The 3,004-nt window shown below is 34.7% G+C and carries 4 protein-coding genes; 2 read left to right on the top strand and 2 right to left on the bottom strand.

Going from position 1 to position 3,004, the window contains the following annotated elements:
* On the bottom strand, nt 1-123 hold a 123-nt coding region (locus AC1DJR_RS24180; protein WP_477003688.1), incomplete at its 3' end, for a sugar phosphate nucleotidyltransferase.
* Nucleotides 124-240: 117 nt separating this feature from the next.
* Nucleotides 241-1,008 (bottom strand): glycosyltransferase family 2 protein, encoded by a 768-nt coding sequence (locus AC1DJR_RS24175; protein WP_429692017.1) that lies wholly within the window; start codon nt 1,006-1,008, stop codon nt 241-243.
* 294 nt (nt 1,009-1,302) lie between these two features.
* Here AC1DJR_RS24175 and AC1DJR_RS24170 point away from each other — a divergent pair, with 294 nt between their 5' ends.
* Together AC1DJR_RS24170 and AC1DJR_RS24165 are read left to right on the top strand one after the other, a co-directional pair.
* A complete protein-coding gene (locus tag AC1DJR_RS24170) occupies nt 1,303-1,707 on the top strand; it encodes a MerR family transcriptional regulator (protein ID WP_429687582.1) in 405 nt (134 codons plus the stop codon).
* Between the two features lie 119 nt (nt 1,708-1,826).
* On the top strand, nt 1,827-3,004 hold a 1,178-nt coding region (locus tag AC1DJR_RS24165; protein WP_477003687.1), incomplete at its 3' end, for a hemolysin family protein.

The following is a 3,004-nucleotide window of genomic DNA, read 5'->3' as shown; positions in this document are numbered from 1 at the left end:
ATACAAACTCATAATGTGCCATAGAATAGGCTTTGTTCCAATTTCAATCATAGGTTTTGGTTTTAAATGAGTTTCTTCCCCAATCCTTGTTCCGTATCCACCTGCAAGAATAACAGCTTTCATTTTGTCCTCCTAAAATAAAAAGTTATAGTAATTACAGTATTCATATTTTATGCGAATGGTTTTATATTTTTTGCTAAGTAGGAGGAATTGTGTGAAAATATGCCAGTGCGTACAACATTACGGTTTGAATTTTGGGAATAATTCTTGATATTCAGGATGATTACGAAGGTCTTGTGTTACGTTACTAAGCTCTAAAAAACGGGTTTCGAGTTCCTCAGGAGATTGTCCATAATGAGTTTGGAGTCCCATTTGAACACCCATTTTTGAAAGGGTGGGTGTAATTTGTAATTTTCTAGCCTTTGTATGTTCATTCCAAGGGCTAAAATAAAATTTTAAAATAAATGAAGGATAGTCATAAACTATGTTCCCGTGCCGCGAATAATGTCTACCAGGTAAATATGCTCCATCTAGGTGGTTGTGAATAAATCTCCAGGAACATCCGAGTTTTGGGTTATAAGGGAAGAGGCCGTGGTATCGTTGCTCTACTAATGGGATAGAATATCTTGGCTTCGAATAATTATGGTTATCAATCATTAAAATCATTCTAATTGCATACATATTTTGTCCTAGTGTATGAAGAGATGAGAAAAACTCTTCTTTATTATTACAACAAAAGAATTCTGTAGTATTTAAAACGATTTTCCAACCTGAAACTTCTCTTTCAATTCCCATCACTTCAATGTCAGTATTTGTTGGGTCAAACTCAATAAATCTTGAATCTCGCACTTCCCAGTGGGGGGCGAATAATTTACAAATCTCAACGGAACGATCAGTGGAACCTCTATTAATTAATATACCGTGATCGAATATTTTTGTATGGTGCATAAGCCACCAAGGAAGCAAATATTCTTCGTTATAAAAATGAGAAATAATAGTTGTGGTAATTTCAATCTCCTCCTATAGAATAAATAATTTATATCGATATTATTATGATATGTTCGTAAATAAGAAAAGTTGAAGGAACGGGCTATTCAATGGCTACATTTCGGTAGTGGTGGTTTAATAAAAATATTGATTTTTATATATAATTAAATTAATAGATTATATGTTTATGGATAGTATAAGATGAGACGAGAAATTTTATATAAATTGTGAATAACAAACCGTCACGTTTGACTGTACAGTTTATGTATTGTATGATAATAGTAATATAAACAAGGGGGGAAGATCGTTGGGAAGGTGTATCGAATCGGACAGTTGGCTCTCATGGCTCACGTGTCGAAACGAACGATTGATTATTATACGAATCTAGGAATCTTAAAAGCGGAGCGATCTCAATCTAATTATCGCTATTACGACGAAACAGCATTTGAGACATTACAATTTATTGAGAAGTGCAAAGAAATGCATATGCCGCTTTGTGAGATTAAAGAGAAGATCGAGGAGAAGAAGCTGCTCGGTATCAATGAACACGTTTCGAAACATGTGAATGAAGTGACAGACCATATTCATAGATTAGAAGCAGAACTAATAGAGTTAAAGCCTCTTTTAGATGAATTGACTGATTCACAACGTGAAAAAATATCGAAATCTTTATCAGGTCAAACGACAGCTTTATTACAGACACTTGCTCTATTATTATAGAATAAGTGAAATCCGCCCTCTTTAATTTTTGTATCGGGCTATGTTTTCTAACGAACAAATAAGAAAACATTATAGTATACAGGAGGTGGACACCTTAGTTTTTTAACTAAGGGGATTCATTGGAAATATTTAATTTAGTCATGGTTGCGATTTTAATCGCATTTACTGGATTTTTCGTAGCAGCAGAGTTTGCGATTGTTAAGATACGTTCAAGTCGCATTGATCAGCTTGTTGCGGAAGGGAAACGCGGTGCGTTAGCAGCGAAAAAGGTAACAACAAATTTAGATGAATATTTATCTGCTTGTCAATTAGGTATTACAGTTACAGCGATGGGATTAGGTTGGTTAGGTGAACCGACAATCGAAAAGTTATTACACCCGTTATTTGAGAAATGGAACGTAAATCCTTCTATCTCATCAGTATTAACTTTTGGTCTTGCTTTTATGCTAATGACATATTTACACGTTGTAGTAGGGGAATTAGCTCCGAAAACGCTGGCAATTCAAAAGGCTGAAAAAGTAACGTTGTTATTGGCAACTCCGTTAATGATGTTCTATAAAATCATGTATCCATTTATTTGGGTATTGAACGGTTCAGCTCGTGTTATAACTGGTTTATTCGGTTTGAAACCAGCTTCTGAACATGAAGTAGCTCATACAGAAGAAGAATTACGTCTTATTCTTTCAGATAGCTATGAAAGTGGCGAAATTAATCAAGCTGAATACAAGTATGTAAATAATATCTTTGAATTTGATAATCGCATCGCGAAAGAGATAATGGTACCGCGTACAGAAATCGTTGGTTTCTATCTTGAAGATTCAGTAGAAGAACACATGAAAGTAATCCAAAATGAACGATACACACGTTATCCGATTTTTGGAGAAGATAAAGATGATATTATCGGTATGGTCAACGTAAAAGATTTCTTTATTCGATATATGAACAACGATCAAGAAGATTTATCATCGATTCGCACGTATATGCGTCCGATTATTGAAGTTATGGAAACGACTCCAATTCATGATTTATTACTGCAAATGCAGAAGAAGCGAATTCCAATGGCTGTTTTATATGATGAGTACGGAGGAACAGCTGGAATTGTAACGCTTGAAGATATATTGGAGGAAATCGTCGGCGAAATTCGTGATGAATATGATGAAGATGAAGCACCACCAATTCAACATGTGAACGAGTATCATAAAATTGTTGATGGAAAAGTGCTTATCTCAGAAGTAAAAGATTTGTTTGGATTACACATTGAAGAAGACGATGTGGATACAATCGGTGGATGGATTAT

Source organism: Bacillus sp. 05T31 (assembly GCF_056396725.1).
This window is presented reverse-complemented; position numbering and strand designations above follow the sequence as displayed.